This is a genomic window from Flavisolibacter tropicus (assembly GCF_001644645.1).
GTDB classification, from domain to species: Bacteria; Bacteroidota; Bacteroidia; order Chitinophagales; family Chitinophagaceae; genus Flavisolibacter; species Flavisolibacter tropicus.
This window is the reverse complement of sequence record NZ_CP011390.1, coordinates 965,605-985,719: the sequence shown is the minus strand read 5'-3', so window position 1 is coordinate 985,719 and position 20,115 is coordinate 965,605. Positions and strand designations below refer to the sequence as shown.

Genomic DNA, 20,115 nt, shown 5'->3' with positions numbered 1-20,115 from the left:
ACTTGTAGCTCGTGGCTAGAAGCTCAAAGCTATATTTTACACAATTGCTAAAATGTCACTTTCTCTCATGATCAGGTAATCATTACCTTCAATTGAGATCTCAGTTCCAGCGTATTTACCGTATAGAACAGTATCGCCTTCCTTAACTGTTACAGGCTCGTCTTTTTTACCAGGACCAGCAGCTACTACAACACCACGCTGTGGTTTTTCTTTAGCTGTGTCAGGGATAATGATACCTCCGGCGGTCTTTTCTTCTGCAGCAGCCGGTTTCACAATTACTCTGTCATGCAGAGGGGTAACATTTACTTTGTTAGCCATACGTGTATGATTTATTGGTTTAAGTTTTGAAATTCCGTGAAATACGGACGGGCAAAGGTAAACGAATACTATGCCACCGCGTCATAACCGGAAAAAATTGCAGTTTACTGACGTTAACAGCTAGTTTAAGTTTGTTTAACCTTTCTTTTTTTCAGTTTATGTGTCAAAATTGCATTGTTGTGTATAATCACACTGTCTAAATTGGATCTATAGCTGAGTAAATAAGAGAGTGTGTTTTTTTACTATTTTCTTTGGAATCACTGCACCCATAGTCGCCTTTTGTTCGGGAATCCTTCGGGAATTACCAAAGCAATCTCGAAGGATTCCCGAAGGATCCCCGAAGAAGTCCTGAGTCAAGGGCGATGATGGATGTTCCAAAGAATAGGGAAAAGGTTAGACAAATGGATGCGACTAAAGATTCACTAAATGGGTAGAAGGGTAGGAAAATATCGCTTGGTTGGTTTGGAATGTTATATCGGAACCGTGAAAAGTCGTCCGCTGAATTGCTTACTCTTTTCTTGCAGCTAATAGCGCTCAGCCGGTTCTCACCTTTTACGTATCACGCTATATCAACTATAAACCAATATAACAATTGCTCCCCATAGCTCTTCTTTTAACTATATTCGCCGCATGAGTCGATTTGTATGGTTTGGCTTATTCGCCGCCATTGTTTTAGTTATAGCTTGTTTTTATCCATGGGTTACTATTCCTGCAAAGAATATCGTAGTGAGTGGAGTAGATTCAACGGGTACAGCCTTTGGTAAGCCAGGCTATCTCAATTTTGTTTTGTCAGCCCTTTTTGCGCTATTCTTAGTGGTTGCTAAAGATTGGACGCGAAAAGCCGCGTTGTTTGCGGCAGCATTTAATTTGGCATGGAGCGTACGAAATTTCCTGATCATCTCAATTTGTCATGGTGGCGTGTGTCCAGAAAGACAGCCTGCTTTTTATGTAGTTTTAGTGGCCGCCTTTTGTATGTTGTTAGCAGTTATGCTCACAAAAACAAAGGTTAAACAAGTACAGGAAACAGAATAACTTTTTTTAAATACTTTAATAATAAAGCCCCTTTGAAGGGGCTTTATTATTTACAGCTGTTGAAGACTGCGGTCTATGATATCTATACATTCATCTAACTCGGTTTTTGTGATCACTAACGGTGGAGCAAAGCGGATTTTGTCGCCATGAGTAGGCTTTGCTAATAATCCATTCTCTTTTAATAATAGACATAATTTCCAGGCAGCTTCTTTTTCGGCATGTTGTACCACTATAGCATTCAGAAGTCCTTTTCCACGTACTAGTTTTAAATGAGGGGAATTAAGGTTTTGTAATCGCTCCCGGAAGTAGGCACCTAACTCCTCCGCTCTTTCTGCCATGTTTTCTTCCTTTAATACTTCTAACGAGGCAATGGACACTTTACAAGCCAGAGGGTTACCACCATAAGTAGAACCATGCTCACCTGGTTTTATGGACAGCATAATGGAGTCATTGGCCAGTACAGCACTTACAGGTAATGTACCGCCACTTAAAGCCTTTCCTAGTATTAAAATGTCTGGATGTACGTTTTCATGGTCGCAAGCAAGCATCTTACCCGTACGGCACAATCCAGTTTGAATTTCATCTGCCATAAATAACACATTGGCCTCTTGGCATAGCTGATAGGCCTTGCTCAGGTATCCTTCATCTGGAACTACCACCCCGGCCTCACCTTGAATGGGCTCAACCATAAAGCCAGCAACAGTGTTGTCTTTTAAGGCCTCTGCCAATGCAGTGAGGTCATTATAGGGGATTTGAATAAAGCCCGGCATGTAGGGACCAAACTTGCTATAAGATGAAGGGTCTGTACTAAAAGAAATTACTGTAGAAGTGCGACCATGAAAGTTGCCTTGGCAAACAATCATTTTTGCTTGCTGATCAGGAATGCCCTTTTCGGTATAGCCCCAACGGCGGGCAAGCTTAATGGCTGTTTCTACGGCTTCTACGCCAGAGTTCATCGGCAGTACTTTATCGTAACCAAAGAAGGCTGTTATATACTGCTCGTATTCACCAAGCAGGTCGCTATGGAAAGCTCTGCTGGTTAGTGTAAGTTTTTGTGCTTGTTCAATTAAGGCTGCTATGATCTTAGGATGGCAATGACCTTGATTTACAGCTGAGTATCCACTTAGAAAATCATAATACTGTTTGCCTTCTACATCCCACAAATGAACACCTTCGCCTCGTGTAAGTACAACCGGTAGGGGATGATAGTTATGGGCACCATATTTTTCTTCAAGGTCTAAATAATATTGAGTGTCATGCAGCACCGGTAAGGTTGTTTGCATATTTAGTAAATTTAAAGTAGTAAATGAAATAGGGTAGTATAATAAAAAGAAGAGTGAGGCAGCTGATAACCCTAGTGGTTAAGAAGGTCAAGATTCTGAGATAGGAATGATAGCTGCATAGTTATTAAACTGAAACAAAAGTAACAAAAATGGAATATAAAATTCCACCCGCAACTAAGATTGGACATGTACACTTAAAGGTAGCCGACCTGGAGCATGCCTTGCGGTTTTATGTGGGACTTTTAGGCTTTGAAATTACACAGACGTATGGCGATAGTGCTGTGTTCATTTCTGCCGGCGGTTATCATCACCATATTGGATTAAATACCTGGCACAGTAAGAATGCAGGTCCTGCACCCGTTAAATCGGCAGGGCTATATCATTTGGCCATATTATACCCCACTAGGAAAGATCTGGCTATTGCACTAAAACGACTTGTAGAAGCAAATTATCCATTGAGTGGCGCAGCCGATCATGGTGTTTCACAGGCTATATATTTAAATGATCCGGATAAAAATGGAGTAGAACTGTATTGGGATCGCCCCAAAGAGGAATGGCCTTCGGATGCACAGGGAAACTTACAAATGGTTACGGAAGCACTGGATCTAAACGATTTAATGCAGCTAGCCATTAGCTAACGGGCCTTACAAAATAATGTTCTGGAAATGAAAGTTCTGGCGTTTTGCTTTTCTCAAATATTCCAAATACGGTAGATCCGCTGCCGGACATAGCAGCATAAACAGCTCCTGCTTGGTATAAAGTCCTTTGAATGGCTTCTATTTCGGGATAGGCTTGAAAAATAGGAACTTCAAAATCATTGACCAATACTTCTTTCCATTGGAGTATTGGTTGCTGAATCACCTCTTTTATAGAAGTACGATCTGCGCGTGGGTTTAATTGCTTAAAGGCCCAGCCTGTATTGATATGGATGCCGGGATTAACAATAACAAACTGGTAATTAGATAACGGTAAGTCGATAGACTCTAGGTTTTCGCCACGTCCTGTTGCATAACAAGGCTTGTTTTTTATAAAAAAAGGGCAATCACTACCTAATTGTAAAGCATACTTAATAAGCTGCTGTTCTGTCAGTTGCAAGTTGAACTTTTTATTCAACACCAATAGGGTAAAAGCGCCATCTGCACTACCACCACCTAAGCCTGCACCAGATGGAATTGTTTTGTGCAAATGCATTTTAACAGGGGGCAGGTTTGGGAAGTCTTTTTTTAGTAATTGGTAGGCTTTTACACAAATATTGTCTGCGGCAGTTACATCTAAATGGATCCCTGATGAAGTAAATTGTATATCAGAATTGATGTTGCCATGTATTACCTCCAGGGCATCTTGTATAGCAATAGGGTAGAAAACGGTTTCTAAATCATGAAAACCATCTGCCCTTTTTTGCAGGATGTGCAAGCCAAGATTGATCTTACAGTTGGGGAAAAGAATCATGGAGAACTATGATTATAGGATTTCAAGGATTTTGAGGAGTAGTATTATTTCCCGATTAATCAGTAATAATCCAATCAATCCTAGTTCTATTACTTCCTGCGGCTGTTTAATTCATCACGAATGGCAATGGCGCGTATATAATCTTCTTGTTCCAGTACCTCGCTTAATAAAGTTTCCAGATCTTCTAAAGTCATAGACTTAAGGTCATCTTTATTGCCACTGCTAATAGGATGGGGTTGTTCTTCTTCACCTCTGCGGCGTTTGGAGGTACCCGTATCTTCCATCATTATACCCGCACTTTCCAAAATATGTTCATAGGTGTATACCGGGCAGCCAAATCGAACGGCTAAGGCAAGAGCGTCTGAAGTGCGGCTGTCTATTTCAATCGTATCGTTGTCGGAAGAGCAAACAAGTTTTGAGTAAAATATTCCTTCTTGAAGGTCAGATATGATGATTTCGTGCAGCTCTATATTAAAAGCTGACATGAAATTTTTCATTAAATCATGTGTTAAAGGACGGCTGGGTTGCATTTTTTCCAAGGCTACTGCTATAGCTTGTGCTTCAAAGCCACCAATTACAATTGGTAAACGTCTTAATCCATTAACTTCCCCTAACACAACCGCATATGAATGGGTTTGGGTAATGCTATGCGATAGGGCCACAATTTCCAATTCTATTTTTCTCATGCTTATTCAATGCTTTTCTACAAGCTACAAACCTACTGATTTTATGCCATTTCTTCCTAATGAGCCCTGTCAGTACCTCAGAATTCAGGCTGGGATTGCTATTGGTTAAATGGCTGAGACTTTAAAAGTAGAACCTTGTTAACTATATAAATAAAATGCCACGGTATTGAACCGTGGCATTTTGAAAAGTTGGTTATTAAGAACTGGCTTTCACTTTTTTTACAGCTTCCAGCATCTTTGGTACTACCTCAAATGCATCACCTACTATACCGTAGTCGGCAGCTTTAAAGAAAGGTGCTTCAGGATCTTTATTTACCACCACAATTACTTTACTGCGGTTAACGCCAGCTAAGTGTTGTATGGCTCCTGAGATACCAATTGCAATATATAAATTAGGTGCAATGGCCACGCCAGTTTGACCAACGTGCTCATTGTGAGGGCGCCAATGTGCATCTGCTACCGGACGGCTGCAGGCTAAAGCGGCTCCTAATGAGTCGGCTAGGTCTTCTACCATTTTCCAGTTCTCAGGTCCTTTTAAACCACGACCAGCACTAACGACAATGTCAGCCTCAGTTAATGAAACCTTACCGCTTGCCTTTGTCGTATCAATTACTTTCACCTTTGGTGCATCAACTGTCGCATTAAAAGGTACTACTTCAGCAGTGCCACCAGTAGCGCTGATTGTAAACGCATTTACGTTTAAAGAGATGATCTTAATATCCGTATTGATGGAAACATTTGCGAATGCTTTTCCAGAAAATACGTTTTTACGTACAACAAAGCCGTTAGTTGTATCGGGTAAGGCTACCGCACCAGCTACCAAACCAGCTTTCAAGCGTACAGACAGGCGAGGGGCAACCAGTTTACCAGTGCTATTATTAGAGAATACCACCACTTTAGCGCCAGTTTGCTGAACGGCCTGTTCAATAACTTTTGTATAAACCTGGGCATCAATCGTATTTAAGGCATCATTTTTCACCTGGTGTACTTTCTGAATGCCGTATTTACCGAGCGTAGCAAGATCTTCAGTCAGGTTTCCTAACGCAATAGCTTCAGCAGTACCGCCTGCTTTTTGCGCTAATTGTGCACCATAAGAAGCAGCTTCCAGTGATGCTTTTTTAATGTGACCATCTACGTGGTCTATGAATACTAAAACGTTCATTTTAATAATTTGAGGATTTGAAATTTGGGGATTTGAAGTTGAATTAAGCTAATTATCAAATCACCCTTGCTTCTTCGTGAAGTAAACGGATCAACTCGTCTACATTATCTGGAGAAACTAGTTTCACGCCTGCTTTAGCAGGAGGTAAACCAAATTCTGCTACATTAGTTAGTGTCTCATTGCCAGAAGCTTCTACAACTTTTAGTGGTTTGGTACGAGCGGCCATAATACCACGCATATTTGGAATACGTGCTTCTGCCATTCCTTTTTGACAGCTAACTACTAATGGCAATGCAACTTCAACAGTTTCTTCACCACCTTCAATCTCGCGCTTAACAGTAGCTGTTGTACCTGCCAATTGTAAGCTGGTAGCTTGTGCTACGTAAGGCATATCGAGAAATTCAGCCAGCATGCCACCAACTGAACCGTTGTTGAAATCAATGGTCTCTTTACCAGTCAGTACCAGGTCATAATTGCCTTGTTTTGCAACTTCAGCAATCTGGGCTGCCACCTGGTAAGAATCAGATGGATCTACATTGATGCGAATAGCTTCATCGCCACCCAATGCCAGGGCTTTACGGATGATTGGCTCTGCGTCAGCACCACCTACGGTTGCCAAATGAATAGAAGTAGAAGCATCAGCTTCTTTTAATTCAATGGCTCGTACTAAGGCATACCATTCGTCATATGGATTGATAATCCATTGTACACCCGCATCTGCGAATTTCGTGTTGTTATCCGTGAAGGCTATTTTTGCCGTCGTATCCGGTGTTTTGCTAATACACACCAAAATTTTCATACAAACTGTTTAGGAGTGAAAAAAGGTTGCTTATGCAACTACCTACAAATATAAGCACCAAAAGTAAAGAGAGAATTTGATTATGGATAGAATTGAACAATTGAAAGGTTTTTTAGCTTCAAATCCGGATGATTGCTTTGTAAAACATGCCCTGGCGCTTGAGTATGTAAAACGAAACGAGGAAGTCCATGCAAAAGAGCTTTTTGAGCAGGTATTGCAAACAGATCCTAATTATATTGGCAGTTACTACCACTTAGGAAAATTACTGGAGCGGATTGATGACCAGGCGGGTGCCATTGCCATCTATGAAAAGGGAATGCAAAAGGCACAGGAATTAGGTGACCGGCATGCATATAACGAACTGAGAGTAGCGTATGAGGAATTTTTTGATAATTGATTACTGGCCTGCACCTATCTCCTTACTTGCTATCTTTCTTAAAGCTGCTTTATGCAAAATAATTTTCTCATCGGCTTCATTTACAGAGAGTTCTATCCATCCGTAATAGTAAGAGTTGTCTTTAAATACACAAACCGGGAGATATTTATGTTGTGCTTGCTTCCATGGGCCCATCCAAGTCGTTTGGTCATTGGAAGTTGTATATAAGCTTTCAACAGTAACTGCAGAATACGTGCCCCATTGAAAGTCGTTTTCACTTTTTGCGTTTATCATATCATCCTTGTTAAACGCGGGTGTTACATGATAATCCTTTACTTCGTCGTATTTTATATACAGGCGATTCTTAAGTAGTGGGCGGATTTTGAACAAGGTTGATCCAAAATCAGATCCTCCAATTAGTGAAGTCACAAAATAGAAGTCATCTATTTTATCATTATTGATGTCTACAGATTGTATTTGATTATATTTTACTTCCTTATTACTTAAATCTGTATATATCGTTTCCGTAATTACAGAAGTTTCTTTTTTGCAGCCAAGGAGACTAAATAATAAGGCTAAAAGACAGAATGATTTCATATTTAAACAAAGGAAATAAATAAGAGAAAGAAATAAACATATAAGAGTTGAACTGCAATTAATTATGTTTGAATTGTGTGTTTAAAATCCACTTACTTTTAGCCCAATAATGAATAACTTATTGCTTCAGCGGTTTATAAATAATTTAAAATTAATAGCAGTTACTGAGCAGCATACTTTGTTGCTGGCCGTTAGCGGTGGATTGGACTCCGTTGTCTTATGTCATTTATGTAAACTAGCAGGCTATTCATTTGCTATCGCGCACTGCAATTTCGGGCTTAGGGGGGAGGAAAGTAATAAGGATGAGGCCTTTGTTAAGGCATTAGCTGCCCAGCTTGAAGTGCCATTTTATGTCAATAACTTTAATACAAAGGCATTTGCTGCTGAGCATAAGCTTTCTATTCAGGTAGCCGCTCGTGAGCTACGCTACCAATGGTTTCATGAAATTGTCAATGGTCAATTGTCAGTAATTAATGAAAAGGCAAGCAGTTATAGCACTCACCTTCCCTCAATCACCACTCACTATTCACCACTCACTTTCATTGCCACCGCCCATCACCTGGATGACAATATTGAAACTTTACTAATGAATTTATTCAAGGGTACGGGCATTAGTGGGTTGCATGGTATTCAGCCAAAGTCTGGCAAAATAGTAAGACCCTTACTGTTTGCCAAGCGGGAGGAGATTAAGGATTTTGCAACAGAACATAACTTGTTATGGGTAGAAGATAGCAGTAATGCAGAAATAAAATACACCCGGAATTATATCCGTCATAAGATCATACCATCAATAGAATCCATTTTCCCTACTGTAAAAGAAAATATAGCAGATAGCATTGAACGCTTGCGTGAAGCTGAAATCTTGTACGAGCAGGCTATGCAAGTACATAAAAAGAAACTTTTAGAGTTTAAAGGTCAGGAAGTTTACATACCCGTCTTGAAATTGGAGCGCACATCTCCTTTGGCCACTATTATATATGAGATCATAAAGGATTATGGCTTTTCCAGTCAGCAGGTGCCGGAGGTCATTAAGCTTTTGCGTAGTGAGAGCGGCCGTTATGTAACATCTGCATCCCACCGTATTTTACATAACAGGGACTGGCTGATCATTACACCTTTGCCACAGGTTCAAGATACTGTTCTAATAATTGAGGAAGCTACAACTCAACTGGCATTTACTGAGGGAACATTACTATTTAAAACCTTACCTGCCGAAAGTATAACTATTGAAGCTGACGCAGCTGTAGCCTTATTAGATAAAGAGGAAATGCAATTTCCTTTGATACTCCGGAAGTGGAAAGAGGGTGATTATTTTTATCCATTAGGCATGCGTAAGAAGAAGAAACTAGCGCGTTTCTTTATAGATCAAAAGTTATCACAGCTTCAAAAAGAAAAGGTTTGGGTACTGGAAAGCAATAAACGTATTGTATGGGTTGTTGGTCGCCGTATCGACGACCGGTTTAAGATAAAGCCCTCAACCAAAGAGGTTGTAAGAATAGAGTTGAAGCCTGTATAGGCCAAGGCTCACTTCCGGCCCCTAAAGGGGAGATGGCCTGCGCACAAAAGATCAAACGCTCTTCTAATAGAAAAGCACTTCTTCATGAAGTGCTTTTCTTATAAGGTTAAACAAGCCTCTTTATAATATCAGTTCAGTCCACTCTCCCCATCTCACGTCCCCAAATCAGCCATCAGCCGGTCTTCCTTGCCTGCTACTCCTCTGCTCCTTCATAGCCACGCCTCTGTTCCTTCATGGTTACTCCGTATCCACTCCTTAGTTACTCCGTATGGAAGCCTACTTAATTCCGTATCACCTCCCTACCGCACCCGTACCCTGGCCCGTATGCCGTACCCGGTTACCATTAAAATAGCATAGAAAATATTAAGAAGAAAGACATGAAATGCCTTAAAAGAGAAGACCTTAAAGATACAAAACTAGTCCCTGTAGAGCAAGTCCTTTTTCCCTTGTGCCTTGAACATTGAGAATTGCTCATTGAACATTTCTTACCATTATTATTCATCATTCCTTGTTCCTTGTTCGTTATTCTGCTTGGCTCCTGACGCGCTAATTACTCACCATTCACCACTCACCAACTTATGCCCAGCCTTTAGAGTGCAAATACAGTTGTACGCCGTTAATAAATTCCTGAATAGCATCATAACCAGCTGTACGGCCAACAATTATAATAAATAACACACCAAACAAAGCGCCCCAAAAGTGCGCTGAGTGGTTAATGTTACCTCCACCTTTACGGTCTAGCCAGGCTGAAACTAAAAGGTACAATGGACCGAAAATAAAACCTGGAATAATAGGAGGGATGATGAAGAAGCCTACTTCCACATAGGGGGCAATCATCAAACCGGCAAAGACTATAGCACTTACAGCACCAGAGGCCCCTAAGCTCCTGTATTGGTAATTATCTTTATTTCTGAAATAAGTTGGTAAAAGCGACACTAATAAAGAAATAACGTAAAGCCCTAAATAATACCATTTACCAACCTGGCCAAAGATTTCAACAAACTGTTCTTCTACAAAACGGCCAAACAGGTAAAGTGAAAGCATATTGAATATCAGATGACCGTAATCGGCGTGAATCAAGCCACAGGAAAAGAACCGATACCACTCCTTATTTCGTGAAACAGCAGGCGGGTAAAAGATTAGATCATTAATGATCTTTTGATTGGAAAAACCACCAAGAGAGACCAATACAGTTATGATAATAATTATGACAGTTATAGAAAGCTGCATTTGAATGAATTAATAATTAGTAATTAATAATTATTGGATTAGAATCTTCAAATCTTAAATCACTTATGATGGTATTTTTCATTGCGCAAAATAGTACATGCGCGGTAGAGTTGTTCTGCTAAAATTAAGCGTACTAGTTGATGTGGAAAAGTTAACTGTGAGAGCGACCATTTTACTTTTGCTTTTTGCAATACAGATTCATCAATACCAAAAGCGCCACCAATAAGAAATACAATGTTTTTAGTGCTTTCGGTTGCCCGTTGTTGTAATAGGTTAGCCAAACCTTCAGATGTAAAGGTTTTTCCTCTTTCATCTAACGCTATTAGGTAGTCATCTGGCTTTAACCATTGCAGGATCATTTCTCCCTCTTTTTTCTTTAAGTCCATTTCAGACATCATACCTGCATTTTTAGGTGTAGGAATGATACTCCATTCTACAGGAAAGTATTTAGTAAGTCGCTTGGTAAATTCTTCCACGCCTTCCTTTACATAGGATTCATTGTTTTTGCCGATGGACCAAAGTGAGAGTTTCATGTAGTTTAGGTATTAGAGTCTGGCACAGTTAATGAATAGGCAGTGAATAAAGTATTTTATGAAACGATATTTCTTTGCCTTAAGTGCCGCAATAGTAACGCTTTTTACGCAATGCGATACGATCAAAAACCTGCCCACTAATACCAGTGGCGGCTTATTCTCTCTTAATGGCAACTGGCAATTAGCATCATCAAGCGATAATAAAGCCTTGGAAGGAACTGTAGTAACAGTGGTTCCTGGCTATAGTAATGGTACAGCTCGTACGTTGGCTAATAACACCTATTGTCTTAGAGAAGGAGATGTAGTTTGGAAAAATCTAAAAAGCTTACAGGGAGGAACGTTCAGCCTAAACAGCATTGTAAACTCTTGTAACGGTACCTTGTCCTATACAGATGGTACAATAACAGTATTGACTAACGATGAAATACGAATAGCCACAAAATCGGCCAACAATTCAGATGTTTTGCAAACATGGCGCCGCGTAGCCAATCCATCTGGTCAATAAATGCACAAAAGTGAATGTGCTCAATAGGAAGTAATAAATTTCATAGTGAAGGTTTGTTACAATACTCAAAATAAGGAAATATCAATAACAAATTTTTCCATTGACTATTGACCATTCACCACTGACTATTCCTGCCACCTGTGCCTTAGTACAAGTTTTGCATAACTATTGCCATAGACTAATTAGAGTAGTAAGTAATTGAACGTAATGAATGTAATGGTGCCAATGCGAAACTTATTATTGATAAGCTTGTCTTTGATCGCTAACCTATGTGATGCTCAGCCCCCACAGAAAGCAGTAAGTGATTCAATGACATGGAAAGCAAGTGAAGAGTATAAAGATCCTTCTTTCTTTAAGCGTTTGCTATTAGGGACGAATTACAGGCAAGAATGGGGTACAGCAGTTAAGTTGCCTGTATTCCGCTTGGCCCAAACAGATTTTACAATTGATGAGTTAGGTGGTGGTAACCAAACTAAGTCGCTTCAGTTTAAGGATAAGCAGGGGCGTGAGTGGGTACTGCGGACTATCGATAAAGAGGTAGAAAAGGCATTACCACCAGCACTTCGCCATACACTGGCACAACGGGTGGTGCAGGATTTGGTTTCAGCAGCTCATCCATATGCGCCGGTAACAATACCGCCAATGGCAAAAGCATTGGGAGTCGTAGCGCCTATTCCGGTTATCTATTTTGTTCCTAATGATCCAGCCTTTGGGCAATATCAAACCATTTTTGCCAATCGCCTTTGTTTACTGGAACAGAAATCACCAACGCCGGATAATGGTAAGTCGGAAGGCACAGATGAGATGTTTGAAAAGATATTAACCGAAAACAATCACCTTATCCAGCAACAAAATTTATTAAAAGCACGCTTATTAGATATGCTGATCTCTGATTGGGATCGTCACGCCGATCAGTGGCGTTGGGGGCAGCAAGAAATAAATAATATCGATTATTATTACCCAATACCGCGCGACCGTGATCAGGCCTATTTTTCCTCCAATGGAATATTGGTGAAATTGGCACAAATGATATCTGCCAAGCATTTTGTAGGCTTTAGAGACAACTTGAGACAAGTAAAAAACTTGAGTTACAAATCCTGGAAGTTTGATAAGCTCTTTTTAAACACTTTAGATGCTAAGGTTTGGGATAGCACCATTCGCTTTGTACAAGCACAGCTAACAGACGATTTGATCCATCAGGCTATGCTTAAAATGCCCCCTGAAATCTATCCGATCAGCGGACCAGAAATGGAGCAAAAATTAAAGGATAGACGGGATGATCTGTTACATAAGGGAATGAAATACTATCATTTCTTATCGCAGATGGTAACAATAAATGGAACGGATCAGGAGGAGCTCTTTCATATTTCCGGCAACAACAGCAACCTAATAATACAGGTCTATGCATGGAAAGATGGTAAAGCCGCACATAAAGTTTACGAGCGTGTCTTTACCCGTAAGGAAACATGGCAAATAAAACTACAAGGCTTTGATGGTAATGACCAATTTGTGGTAGAAGATGGTACCAATAGTAAGATCAGGCTACTATTCGTAGGAGGAAAAGGAAAAGACACTTATGATATAAAAGGTAAAGTGAAGTACAAAATAGAAGATGATAAAGGTGAAGACAGCAGCCTGGTGAGTCTTTCAAAAACACTAGCGCAGTAAAAGCAAATCTACATTCTTGTATACAATGGCGATAGTAGGTTACGACCTACACTTTATTACAAAATAATACCGGCGTATCTTTAAGGAGATTCTTATATATGGATGCCCTCTATGCCACTATATTAGTCATGGTAGTAACAAACCAGCGAATTCTGTTAGCTGCCGATAGTCGAAAGACTTATCTGGATGAGAAAGGCATTCATAAAACAGACACCATTGATAAAATTTACGAGACCAATGACTGTTATTATGCTGTTTGCGGATTTCATGAAGAAGTAAAAGGGTTTAGTGTTCATCGCCTCTTACATAATTGCCTGGCTAAATTTGCCAACTTCCGCGATGCTGTTGCACAAATCACACATTCTTTAGCTGCTGAATTAAAACAATATTTTACAAGTTTAAAAACTAGTAGTCCTGCTGTTTTTCAGCAATTAAGAAACGTTGGCGGTGCGGCTGGAGAAGTGTTTTTAATAAAGCGCCATAAGAATATTCCCACAGCCTATGTGCTGGATTATTTAATTACCGGTTCAAAAGACTTGAAAGTAACGGTTACTTCCAGAAGTACAACCATTTCAGATATAAATACAACTACAAGTTGCTTTTGGAGAGCCATTGGAAATACAGGCTATTTACCATCTTCTTTACCAGAAAAAGATTGGGCCTTAACGCCTGAAATCCTTGCTAGTAGGGTAATAGAAGAAGGGTGTAAACTAACACCAACTTTTGTAAGCATCCCCATTAATATGGTTGAACTTTCAAGTTCAGGTATACGCTGGATTGAAAAAACTTCTACAGCACCTAATCGCGTATAGGGATAAGGAAGAAATAAATACCTATATGTTAGAATTCAGTCAGAACTTACACTCAAATAGAACACTAATCATTGACCATTCACCACTCACCATTCACAATAGTAAACCTACTCGCCAGTAATATCAATCGGTGAAGTCGTAACACTTCCAAACTCAAATTGCATTTCATTCAACTTTCGATATAGCCCATTGTTGGCCATTAACTCCTGATGAGAACCCGTTTCTACTACTGTTCCTTTATCAATCACAACGATCTTATCAGCATTGCGAATAGTAGACAGTCGGTGAGCAATAACAAAAGAAGTACGTCCCCTCATCAGGTTATCTAATGCCTCTTGTACTAGTTGCTCGCTTTCGCTGTCTAAAGAAGAGGTTGCTTCATCCAATATTAAAATAGATGGATCTTTTAAAATAGCTCTCGCAATGGCTATACGCTGACGCTGACCACCACTCAGTTTAATACCACGCTCACCAACAACGGTTTCGTACTGTTCTGGAAACTGTGAAATAAAGTGATGTGCATTTGCCTTACGCGCAGCCTCTTGGATTTCTGCATCAGTAGCATCAGGTTTGCCGTAGGCAATATTCTCTTTGATTGTGCCTCCAAACAAAATGATGTCTTGAGGTACTAGTGCAATTTGTTTGCGTAATTGAGAGAGAGGAATAGAGTTGGCGGGTCTATTATCAAATAAAACGGCTCCATCATTCGGTTCATAGAAGCGCAATAATAAAGCTGCCAGCGTGCTCTTTCCGGCACCACTTGGTCCTACTAGCGCTATTTGCTCTCCATTGTTGGCAGATAGCGAAATATTTCTCAACACAGGTACATCTTTACGGCCAGGATAGCTAAAGGCCACTTGATCAAAGCTTACTTGTCCTTTTAACTCATATGTAGGCTCAACTATTGTTGACTTCAGTTCAATAGGTTCTCCTTCACTACGCAAGATTTCACGTACACTCTGTGTAGCTCCGAGTGTTTTTTGAAGTTGGCCAAACAAATCGGCAAAGCCGGCAAAGGTTCCTCCCACGAACATGGAGAAAATAACAAACATGGTCAATGAACCTATGGTAAGTTGGCCTGATTGGATCATATGTGCACCATACCACATTACAAACGCAATGGCGCCAAATACACTAAAGATCATAAATGAAATAAAGGCACCACGGTAGCGGGCATTGGCGATAGCTGTATTTACTACTGATTGTACACTTTTTACATAACGAGTAATCTCATAAAACTCACTGGTAAAGGCTTTCACTATAGAAATGCCTTGAAAGGTCTCCTGTACAATGGTACCACTATCTGCCAACTGATCCTGTGCACGGCGAGCCATCTTTCTAATACGTACACCAAATACTACAGCTAGGATGGCTATTACAGGTACCACAGCCAGCATTACCAAGGCCAGTTTTGCACTGATCCAGAAGATAAATACTAACCCGATCAACAAGGTAAAAATGCCTCTGAGAAATTCAGCTAAGGTGAAGGAAATGGCATCTTGTATTTGCGAAAGGTCAGACGAAATACGGTTACTCAGTTCACCTACCCGTTTTTCTGCAAAATAAGCCATAGGCATACTGAGTAGCTTTGTATACACATCACGACGCAGATCCTCCAAAGATTTCTCCCCAACTTCCGTCAGAAGATATACTCTCATAAAAGAGAAGATAGTCTGTACACTTAACTGTATAAAAATGAGCAGTAGCGTGGTATTTAAGCTCCAATGAACATTCTTAAGCGTAAATCCTAACCCTGCCCCCATTCCAGGGAGGGTAAAGATGCACCAGGCGAGGCGGCATCAATCATCTTTCCTAAAAAGAGTGGAAATAAGCTGGTGGTAAAAGCGGAAAGAACAATGAAAACAAGGCTAAGAATGAATTTGCTTTTATACGGCTTTAAATAAGTAAAGAGAACTAAGGCCTGCCGTAGACTTTCTTTGGTGATCTTGACTTTAGGTGATTCATCCTTTTGTTTTCCATTACTGTTGTAATTACCTCTTCCCCGGGCCATAAACTATTTATAAAATGAGCGATTGTTTGATTTTACTCTATGTAAGATTAACGGTCTACTTCCCATCCTTCGTAGTGGATCATTGAGCAGACATCTGCAAAAATAACGGTGGAACGCTGATTTTTAAGCTTTTACAGTAACTCCCCTTTTAAGTTTAAGAAGGGTTTGACAAAACGGCGTCTTCAATTGGTTTTTTGAGATTAAGGAGATTTTGAGCCATATGTCGTTAAGCGTAATAGCTGGCGCCCCTTCATACCGAAATATCTCGTATGTGTCTCGCCCTAATAGAGACGTAATATACTGGATAAATAGGAGTGATATGGTAGAAATAGATCTAAAATAGTTCAGTAAGGCCTTGAAAAGTCGTAGGAAAAATCAATAAGCGCTAGCCTGTTGACGACACATTCGGTAAAGATCATTTTATAAAAACATTGAAAAAAAGATAGATTGCAGGTTGATTTAAGTCAATTAGCTGTAATATTATATGGGTTTTATGTAATATATCTTTGAACACTTTCTATCCGACAAACTTTATGAAAATCCACATGCAGCCATTTCCAACATCTGACTTTACTTCTCCTGATTCTAGTCTAAATGGCCAGCGTGCTATTCAAAAAATCATGGATTTCTCAGTAGATATAATTTGCACAATTGATAAAACGGGAATATTCTTGAAGGTCGGTGCGGCTTCTCAAAAATTATTAGGTTATGCCCCTGGCGAATTGGTAGGAATGCAATCAAACGATCTGGTTTATTGTGATGACAAATTAGTAAGCCAGGAGACTTTTTCGCAGATTAGAAACGGTTTAGAGGTTACCTATTTTGAAAATCGCTTTTGTAGTAAGGATGGTTCTATTATACCCTTGGTTTGGTCGGCACGATGGGATGAAGAAGAACAAATTATGTACTGTGTAGCTAGAGATGGACGGGAAAAGAAAAAAGTGGAGCAACAATTAGTAGAAAAACAGGAGCGTTTAAAGAAAGTATACCAAATGGCTCGTGTAGCTGGTTGGGAATATGATCTGTTAAACAAAAGCACCCATTGGGCATCTGATCAACTTTATGAAATATATGGTATTAGTCGTGAAGAGTATCCTGAATTTTCCCAAACAGTATACCTGTCTTTAGTACATCCGGACGATAGAGATCGTTTACAAAAGGATTTAAGTGATTTTAGTGTTTTAAACAACTACTTTACGGAGCACAGGATGATTCGGCCTAATGGGCAGGTGATTTATGTAAGACAATGGATTGAAGTGGTTTTTAAAGACAATATACCTGCACTTTTGAAAGGTGTAGTTCAGGATATTACAGATTCTAGATTGGCTGATCAACTGTTGATGGCAAATGAACGACGATATCGCACACTGGTACAGAATGGCTTTGATATGATTGGCATTCTGGATGTTGAAGGCAATTACCTATATGTGGCCGAATCTGTTTATCGCATTTTGGGCTATGAGCCCAAAGCTCTAGTTGGCAAAAATGTTTTTGATTTGGTACATGCAAATGATGTTGTGCGACTAGCTAAATCCTTTTCCCGGCTTTTTACTGAAACTTATGTTGATGATTTAGAGCCTTTTCGCTTTTTAAACGCGAAAGGGGAATGGCGCTGGCTAGAATCCAAGGCAATAAATATGCTTCATGATTCTGCCGTTGATGGCTTTGTAATTAACTCTCGAGACATAACTGATAAAAAGATATTGCAGGAACGTTTTGAAAAGCAAGTTACGGAATGGCAGAAGCGAGTGAATAAAGCAACCATTCAGGCCCAGGAACAGGAACGAGCGCAATTAGGAAAAGAGTTGCATGATAATGTAAACCAGGTATTGACTACCGTAAAACTTTATACTGAGCTTTGTTTGGATAAACACCCCGATCAACAATTGTTACTAGAAAAAGCTACCACGTATTTATCCGATTGTATAAACGAAATAAGGAGCATCTCAAAACGGCTTTCCAGTCCTACACTTGGTGAAATCAGCTTAGCTGATTCCATAAAAGAACTAGTTGGCGCATTAAAACTTACCAATAAACTTCAGATAAGCCTTACGGTTAATGGTGATCACGCAAAAATATCCCAGGAGGTGCATTTGGGCGTTTACCGCATTATTCAAGAGCACATGACAAACATCTTGAAACATGCCGAGGCTGCACGCGTAAATATTACCATTTCGGTTTGTGACTTCACTCTAATAGTAAAGATCAAAGATGATGGTAAAGGCTTTGATATAAATGCACAGCGAAATGGGATAGGGATCAATAACATGCAAGGGAGGGCTGAAAGCTTGAATGGTAAGTTAACCATAGATAGCAAACCAACTGCAGGTTGTACACTTACATTAGCTATTCCGCTAGAAGAGGTGGTAGAGGCATAATTAGGATTGATTTAGATGCAGGCCCATATAATTGGCTAGTAAACTGTAAGCGCATTTGCAAATGTCTTGTTAAAGGGTTTATGTATACCCAACGCTTTTGAATGACCCTAGGGTATTGGTTATAGTAAAGCAGTTAACCAAAACTCAAATCATTTAAAATGCATCCTCTACACATCCGAATTATAAGTCTTTTGGCATTTGTTTCTTTCTTCTTTGCTTCCTGTAGAAAAGAAGATCCAATCGTCACCCCATCTCCTCAACCACCTTCACAACCTTCAACCAAATCAAATCTCTATCAGTTTGTTATTGCAAACTTACCTAGAGAGTCATCTACAGGTTCATCCAGTCTATATGCGCAAGTGATGATTGTAAATGAACAAAATCAAACAGTATTGGATAATGTTAAGCTTCCCTTACAATTTGAAGGCAATTATAAGACCAGTAGTTTGGAATTGCCTGATGGAAAATATCGCGTAGTAAAGTTTTTGGTAAACAACAATGTCCACAAAACACTATTTGTGGCGCCTGTTATAGGATCTGAAAAGGCATTGCTGGTAGCTAAGCCGTTACATATCTCTTACTCTTTGCCACAAACAGCATTAGTTCCAGTTCAAGTGGAAGTGCTAAAAAGAGAAATAGGAGATAAGCCTGAAAGTTTTGGCTATCCATCATGGGCATTCGATCCGGTAGATGGGCCGACTCCTCCAGATCAGGGTAATCCTTTCTTCAAGATTAAGCTCAGAGCATATGCACAAATTGGCGATATCTATTATGATAGTATACCCGCTACTGTAAAATTGACCATATTAAATAATTATGGACCAGTAACTCAAAAGACTTTGGATTTAACCGCAGGTACTAATGAAATAGAAATACCAAAGGCTGCTCACAGTTATACATTTGAGTTTTCAAAATGGGGAATCAACAGTACAATGGTGTTAAACCATGAACAAGTACGTGAAGGAGAAGTATATGGCATTGGTGGTAAAATGGCTCCTAAGAAGATAAAGCAGGAAATGGTCTACCGGCTAGTAAATGGATTGTATGTACCTGAGCGCAAAGTAGAGTATAACTTCTATTCGGATGGTCACCTCCACCGTATTGATTATTATGATAGACAAGACAATGGGCAGCCACAGTTAGTGCGTTATGAATTTTTTGCCTATAATACTGATAATAAAATAACGCGCATTGTACAATATAGTCCTAAGGATGTTTTCCTGGTCAACACGGAGTTTCTTTATGATATTATGAAGAGGCCTTATGCCATTGAACACACGGAAAATGGTGTTGTAACAAATGCTTTCGTTACTTATTATCAAACGCCAGGCAGAAATAATGCGCACATTAAATATTCCTATTCACACAACAGCAATACGATGGATTATAACCAGATATATGAAAAAGGCAACCTGGTAGAAAGTTCGGTTGCAGCCAATCAAAGTGGTCAGAAAGGCCTATATCAGTATGATTTTAATATCAACCCTTATATTTTCATTGGCAGGCCAGATCTATACCTTTCTAATCAATCTAAAAACAATTTGGTATCACAACAACAACAGTATACTGGATCATATCCCAATGCTTATCCTTATCAGTCTGACTATACTTATGATAACAACGGGTATCCAAAAGAGGTGATCACTGTTTATTTATCGCCTGCTACTAATAGTCATTCATATACATTAAAAACAGTTTATACATATTTCTAAGCAATTGCTACTGCTTAAGCATGCATAACAATTATTAACAATATTACT

At 39.6% G+C, this 20,115-nt stretch carries 20 protein-coding genes; 9 read left to right on the top strand and 11 right to left on the bottom strand.

Going from position 1 to position 20,115, the window contains the following annotated elements; genetic code table 11:
• Window positions 1-36: 36 nt before the first annotated feature.
• Complete coding sequence (locus SY85_RS03925) at window positions 37-318, bottom strand: co-chaperone GroES (protein ID WP_066401898.1); 282 nt, start codon at window positions 316-318, stop codon at window positions 37-39.
• 630 nt (window positions 319-948) lie between these two features.
• On the opposite strand from SY85_RS03925, the gene SY85_RS03920 reads away from it, so the two are divergent.
• Window positions 949-1,350 carry a hypothetical protein gene (locus SY85_RS03920; RefSeq protein WP_066401897.1) on the top strand — a complete coding sequence of 134 codons (402 nt, stop codon included), beginning with the start codon at window positions 949-951 and terminating at the stop codon, window positions 1,348-1,350.
• Between the two features lie 50 nt (window positions 1,351-1,400).
• Here the strand turns inward: SY85_RS03920 and rocD are convergent, their stop codons facing one another.
• Window positions 1,401-2,633 (bottom strand): ornithine--oxo-acid transaminase, encoded by a 1,233-nt coding sequence (rocD, locus tag SY85_RS03915; RefSeq protein ID WP_066401896.1) that lies wholly within the window; start codon window positions 2,631-2,633, stop codon window positions 1,401-1,403.
• A 149-nt stretch (window positions 2,634-2,782) separates the two neighbouring features.
• Between rocD and SY85_RS03910 the strand changes: the two genes are divergently transcribed.
• Entirely contained in the window at window positions 2,783-3,271 is a 489-nt protein-coding gene (locus SY85_RS03910; protein WP_066401895.1) for a VOC family protein, read from the top strand.
• On the opposite strand, the gene ispE is transcribed toward SY85_RS03910, so the two are convergent.
• The 4 genes from ispE to SY85_RS03890 all read right to left on the bottom strand — a co-directional run bounded on the left by ispE (window position 3,264) and on the right by SY85_RS03890 (window position 6,729).
• On the bottom strand, window positions 3,264-4,082 hold the full coding sequence (ispE, locus tag SY85_RS03905) for a 4-(cytidine 5'-diphospho)-2-C-methyl-D-erythritol kinase (RefSeq protein ID WP_066401894.1): 819 nt from the start codon (window positions 4,080-4,082) through the stop codon (window positions 3,264-3,266). The two genes, SY85_RS03910 and ispE, sit on opposite strands and share 8 nt — an antisense overlap.
• Window positions 4,083-4,171: 89 nt before the next feature.
• Complete coding sequence (locus tag SY85_RS03900; protein WP_066401893.1) at window positions 4,172-4,768, bottom strand: bifunctional nuclease family protein; 597 nt, start codon at window positions 4,766-4,768, stop codon at window positions 4,172-4,174.
• Window positions 4,769-4,964: 196 nt separating this feature from the next.
• The gene (locus SY85_RS03895) at window positions 4,965-5,930 is read right to left on the bottom strand and encodes an electron transfer flavoprotein subunit alpha/FixB family protein (protein WP_066401892.1); all 966 of its coding nucleotides are present in this window, start codon (window positions 5,928-5,930) and stop codon (window positions 4,965-4,967) included.
• 55 nt (window positions 5,931-5,985) lie between these two features.
• The gene (locus SY85_RS03890; RefSeq protein ID WP_066401891.1) at window positions 5,986-6,729 is read right to left on the bottom strand and encodes an electron transfer flavoprotein subunit beta/FixA family protein; all 744 of its coding nucleotides are present in this window, start codon (window positions 6,727-6,729) and stop codon (window positions 5,986-5,988) included.
• 82 nt (window positions 6,730-6,811) lie between these two features.
• On the opposite strand from SY85_RS03890, the gene SY85_RS03885 reads away from it, so the two are divergent.
• The gene (locus SY85_RS03885) at window positions 6,812-7,126 is read left to right on the top strand and encodes a tetratricopeptide repeat protein (protein ID WP_066401890.1); all 315 of its coding nucleotides are present in this window, start codon (window positions 6,812-6,814) and stop codon (window positions 7,124-7,126) included.
• Here SY85_RS03885 and SY85_RS03880 read toward each other — a convergent pair whose 3' ends face one another.
• On the bottom strand, window positions 7,127-7,702 hold the full coding sequence (locus SY85_RS03880; RefSeq protein WP_066401889.1) for a hypothetical protein: 576 nt from the start codon (window positions 7,700-7,702) through the stop codon (window positions 7,127-7,129). It lies immediately after the preceding gene.
• A gap of 109 nt (window positions 7,703-7,811) precedes the next feature.
• Here SY85_RS03880 and tilS point away from each other — a divergent pair, with 109 nt between their 5' ends.
• Entirely contained in the window at window positions 7,812-9,218 is a 1,407-nt protein-coding gene (gene tilS, locus SY85_RS03875; protein ID WP_066401888.1) for a tRNA lysidine(34) synthetase TilS, read from the top strand.
• 576 nt (window positions 9,219-9,794) lie between these two features.
• Here the strand turns inward: tilS and SY85_RS03870 are convergent.
• Together SY85_RS03870 and rlmH are read right to left on the bottom strand one after the other, a co-directional pair.
• Complete coding sequence (locus tag SY85_RS03870) at window positions 9,795-10,448, bottom strand: rhomboid family intramembrane serine protease (RefSeq protein ID WP_066401887.1); 654 nt, start codon at window positions 10,446-10,448, stop codon at window positions 9,795-9,797.
• A gap of 59 nt (window positions 10,449-10,507) precedes the next feature.
• Window positions 10,508-10,981 carry a 23S rRNA (pseudouridine(1915)-N(3))-methyltransferase RlmH gene (gene rlmH, locus SY85_RS03865; RefSeq protein WP_066401886.1) on the bottom strand — a complete coding sequence of 158 codons (474 nt, stop codon included), beginning with the start codon at window positions 10,979-10,981 and terminating at the stop codon, window positions 10,508-10,510.
• Window positions 10,982-11,039: 58 nt separating this feature from the next.
• On the opposite strand from rlmH, the gene SY85_RS03860 reads away from it, so the two are divergent.
• The 3 genes from SY85_RS03860 (at window position 11,040) to SY85_RS03850 (ending at window position 13,966) form a co-directional block, all read left to right on the top strand.
• Complete coding sequence (locus SY85_RS03860; protein WP_066401885.1) at window positions 11,040-11,486, top strand: hypothetical protein; 447 nt, start codon at window positions 11,040-11,042, stop codon at window positions 11,484-11,486.
• 225 nt (window positions 11,487-11,711) lie between these two features.
• Window positions 11,712-13,154 carry a hypothetical protein gene (locus SY85_RS03855; protein ID WP_148661112.1) on the top strand — a complete coding sequence of 481 codons (1,443 nt, stop codon included), beginning with the start codon at window positions 11,712-11,714 and terminating at the stop codon, window positions 13,152-13,154.
• Between the two features lie 98 nt (window positions 13,155-13,252).
• On the top strand, window positions 13,253-13,966 hold the full coding sequence (locus SY85_RS03850) for a hypothetical protein (protein WP_066401883.1): 714 nt from the start codon (window positions 13,253-13,255) through the stop codon (window positions 13,964-13,966).
• Window positions 13,967-14,073: 107 nt separating this feature from the next.
• Here SY85_RS03850 and SY85_RS03845 read toward each other — a convergent pair whose 3' ends face one another.
• Window positions 14,074-15,729 carry an ABC transporter ATP-binding protein gene (locus tag SY85_RS03845; RefSeq protein WP_082886285.1) on the bottom strand — a complete coding sequence of 552 codons (1,656 nt, stop codon included), beginning with the start codon at window positions 15,727-15,729 and terminating at the stop codon, window positions 14,074-14,076.
• Window positions 15,714-15,977 (bottom strand): hypothetical protein, encoded by a 264-nt coding sequence (locus SY85_RS25860; protein ID WP_082886284.1) that lies wholly within the window; start codon window positions 15,975-15,977, stop codon window positions 15,714-15,716. The genes SY85_RS03845 and SY85_RS25860 overlap by 16 nt, the downstream gene beginning before the upstream one ends.
• A 545-nt stretch (window positions 15,978-16,522) precedes the next feature.
• On the opposite strand from SY85_RS25860, the gene SY85_RS03840 reads away from it, so the two are divergent.
• A complete protein-coding gene (locus SY85_RS03840) occupies window positions 16,523-18,355 on the top strand; it encodes a sensor histidine kinase (protein WP_066401882.1) in 1,833 nt (610 codons plus the stop codon).
• A 158-nt stretch (window positions 18,356-18,513) separates the two neighbouring features.
• Window positions 18,514-20,067, top strand: coding sequence for a hypothetical protein (locus tag SY85_RS03835; protein ID WP_066401881.1), 1,554 nt, complete (start codon window positions 18,514-18,516; stop codon window positions 20,065-20,067).
• The last annotated feature ends 48 nt before the right edge of the window (window positions 20,068-20,115 follow it).

Coding starts and splice junctions, on each gene's coding strand:
- SY85_RS03910 (WP_066401895.1), top strand. CDS start 2,783: ATGGAATATAAAATTCCACCCGCAACTAAGATTGGACATGTACACTTA.
- SY85_RS03890 (WP_066401891.1), bottom strand. CDS start 6,729: ATGAAAATTTTGGTGTGTATTAGCAAAACACCGGATACGACGGCAAAA.
- SY85_RS03920 (WP_066401897.1), top strand. CDS start 949: ATGAGTCGATTTGTATGGTTTGGCTTATTCGCCGCCATTGTTTTAGTT.
- SY85_RS03880 (WP_066401889.1), bottom strand. CDS start 7,702: ATGAAATCATTCTGTCTTTTAGCCTTATTATTTAGTCTCCTTGGCTGC.
- SY85_RS03855 (WP_148661112.1), top strand. CDS start 11,712: ATGCGAAACTTATTATTGATAAGCTTGTCTTTGATCGCTAACCTATGT.
- SY85_RS03835 (WP_066401881.1), top strand. CDS start 18,514: ATGCATCCTCTACACATCCGAATTATAAGTCTTTTGGCATTTGTTTCT.
- tilS (WP_066401888.1), top strand. CDS start 7,812: ATGAATAACTTATTGCTTCAGCGGTTTATAAATAATTTAAAATTAATA.
- SY85_RS03900 (WP_066401893.1), bottom strand. CDS start 4,768: ATGAGAAAAATAGAATTGGAAATTGTGGCCCTATCGCATAGCATTACC.
- SY85_RS03925 (WP_066401898.1), bottom strand. CDS start 318: ATGGCTAACAAAGTAAATGTTACCCCTCTGCATGACAGAGTAATTGTG.
- SY85_RS25860 (WP_082886284.1), bottom strand. CDS start 15,977: ATGGCCCGGGGAAGAGGTAATTACAACAGTAATGGAAAACAAAAGGAT.
- rlmH (WP_066401886.1), bottom strand. CDS start 10,981: ATGAAACTCTCACTTTGGTCCATCGGCAAAAACAATGAATCCTATGTA.
- SY85_RS03840 (WP_066401882.1), top strand. CDS start 16,523: ATGCAGCCATTTCCAACATCTGACTTTACTTCTCCTGATTCTAGTCTA.
- SY85_RS03845 (WP_082886285.1), bottom strand. CDS start 15,729: ATGGGGGCAGGGTTAGGATTTACGCTTAAGAATGTTCATTGGAGCTTA.
- rocD (WP_066401896.1), bottom strand. CDS start 2,633: ATGCAAACAACCTTACCGGTGCTGCATGACACTCAATATTATTTAGAC.
- SY85_RS03895 (WP_066401892.1), bottom strand. CDS start 5,930: ATGAACGTTTTAGTATTCATAGACCACGTAGATGGTCACATTAAAAAA.
- SY85_RS03870 (WP_066401887.1), bottom strand. CDS start 10,448: ATGCAGCTTTCTATAACTGTCATAATTATTATCATAACTGTATTGGTC.
- ispE (WP_066401894.1), bottom strand. CDS start 4,082: ATGATTCTTTTCCCCAACTGTAAGATCAATCTTGGCTTGCACATCCTG.
- SY85_RS03860 (WP_066401885.1), top strand. CDS start 11,040: ATGAAACGATATTTCTTTGCCTTAAGTGCCGCAATAGTAACGCTTTTT.
- SY85_RS03850 (WP_066401883.1), top strand. CDS start 13,253: ATGGATGCCCTCTATGCCACTATATTAGTCATGGTAGTAACAAACCAG.
- SY85_RS03885 (WP_066401890.1), top strand. CDS start 6,812: ATGGATAGAATTGAACAATTGAAAGGTTTTTTAGCTTCAAATCCGGAT.